Source organism: Pseudomonas sp. NPDC087598, assembly GCF_044743525.1.
Lineage (GTDB): Bacteria > Pseudomonadota > Gammaproteobacteria > Pseudomonadales > Pseudomonadaceae > Aquipseudomonas.
Window position 1 is genome coordinate 34,496 of record NZ_JBIUWQ010000062.1, and the last position, 2,269, is coordinate 36,764.

1 protein-coding gene is annotated in these 2,269 nt (G+C 59.2%); it reads left to right on the top strand.

The features are described from left to right. The coding region (locus tag ACIOWE_RS25315; RefSeq protein ID WP_401397162.1) for a ribonucleoside-diphosphate reductase subunit alpha at positions 1-2,269 on the top strand (2,269 nt) is incomplete at both ends.

Sequence of the window (2,269 nt, forward strand, 5' to 3'; positions counted from 1 at the left end):
CGAACAGGTCACCGCGACCTTCAAGCGTCGCATGCCATCGGGCGGCACCATCCACATCGAAGAGATCCAGGACCAGGTCGAACTGGCCCTGATGCGTGCCGGCGAGCAGAAAGTCGCTCGCGACTACGTGATCTACCGTGACGGTCGTTCGAAAGAACGCGCTGCCCACGCCCCGGCCGAAGAAGCGGTCAACGCGCATCCGTCGATCCGCATCACCCGCGCCGACGGCAGCTTCGCACCGCTCGACATGGGCCGTCTGAACACCATCGTCACCGAGGCCTGCGAAGGTCTGGAAGAAGTCGACGGCGACCTGATCCAGCGCGAAACCCTGAAAAACCTGTACGACGGCGTGGCCCTGACCGACGTCAACACCGCTCTGGTGATGACTGCCCGTACCTTGGTTGAGCGCGAGCCGAACTACTCGTTCGTGACCGCCCGCCTACTGATGGACACCCTGCGTGCCGAAGGCCTGAACTTCCTCGAAGTCGCCGAAAGCGCCACCCATCACGAAATGGCCGACCTGTACGCCAAGGCCCTGCCGGCTTACATCGCCAAAGGTATCGAGTTCGAACTGCTGAACCCTGTGCTGGCCACCTTCGACCTGGAAAAACTGGGCAAGGCGATCAACCACGAGCGCGATCAGCAATTCACCTACCTGGGCCTGCAAACCCTGTACGACCGCTACTTCATCCACAAGGATGGCGTGCGTTTCGAACTGCCGCAGATCTTCTTCATGCGCGTGGCCATGGGCCTGGCGATCGAAGAAAAGCAGAAAGAAGACCGTGCGATCGAGTTCTACAACCTGCTGTCGTCGTTCGACTACATGTCGTCGACCCCGACGCTGTTCAACGCCGGTACCCTGCGTCCACAGCTGTCGAGCTGCTACCTGACCACCGTTCCGGACGACCTGTCGGGCATCTACCACGCGATCCACGACAACGCCATGCTGTCGAAATTCGCTGGTGGCCTGGGCAACGACTGGACCCCGGTGCGCGCACTGGGTTCGTACATCAAAGGCACCAATGGCAAGTCGCAGGGCGTGGTTCCGTTCCTGAAAGTCGTGAACGACACCGCCGTCGCCGTTAACCAGGGTGGCAAGCGCAAAGGCGCTGTCTGTGCTTACCTGGAAACCTGGCATATGGACATTGAGGAGTTCATCGAACTCCGCAAGAACACCGGTGATGATCGTCGTCGTACCCACGACATGAACACCGCCAACTGGATCCCTGACCTGTTCATGAAGCGTGTCTTCGATGACGGCAAGTGGACCCTGTTCTCGCCATCCGAAGTACCGGACCTGCACGACCTGACCGGTAAAGCCTTCGAAGAGCGCTACGAGTACTACGAAGCCCTGACCGAGTACCCGGGCAAGGTCAAGCTGTTCAAGACCATCCAGGCCAAAGACCTGTGGCGCAAAATGCTCTCCATGCTGTTCGAAACCGGCCACCCATGGCTGACTTTCAAAGACCCGTGCAACCTGCGTAGCCCGCAGCAGCACGTCGGCGTGGTTCACAGCTCGAACCTGTGCACCGAGATCACCTTGAACACCAACAAGGACGAGATCGCCGTTTGCAACCTGGGCTCGATCAACCTGCCGAACCACATCGTCGATGGCAAGCTGGACACCGCCAAGCTGCAACGCACCGTCAACACTGCCGTGCGCATGCTCGACAACGTGATCGACATCAACTACTACTCGGTGCCACAAGCGAAGAACTCCAACTTCAAGCACCGTCCAGTGGGTCTGGGCATCATGGGCTTCCAGGACGCTCTGTACCTGCAGCACATCCCTTACGGCTCCGACGCTGCCGTCGAGTTCGCCGACAAGTCGATGGAAGCGGTCAGCTACTACGCGATCCAGGCTTCCTGCGACCTGGCTGACGAGCGCGGCTCGTACGAGACGTTCAACGGTTCGCTGTGGTCCAAAGGCATCCTGCCGCTGGACTCGCAACAGATCCTGATCGAACAACGCGGCCAGAAGTACATCGACGTTGACCTGAACGAAACCCTGGACTGGGCACCGGTTCGCGCCCGTGTACAAAAAGGCATTCGTAACTCCAACATCATGGCCATCGCACCGACCGCGACCATCGCCAACATCACTGGCGTATCGCAGTCGATCGAACCGACCTACCAGAACCTGTATGTGAAATCGAACCTGTCAGGCGAATTCACCGTGATCAACCCGTACCTGGTTCGCGACCTCAAGGCTCGCGGTCTTTGGGACTCGGTCATGATCAACGACCTGAAGTACTACGACGGTTCGGTT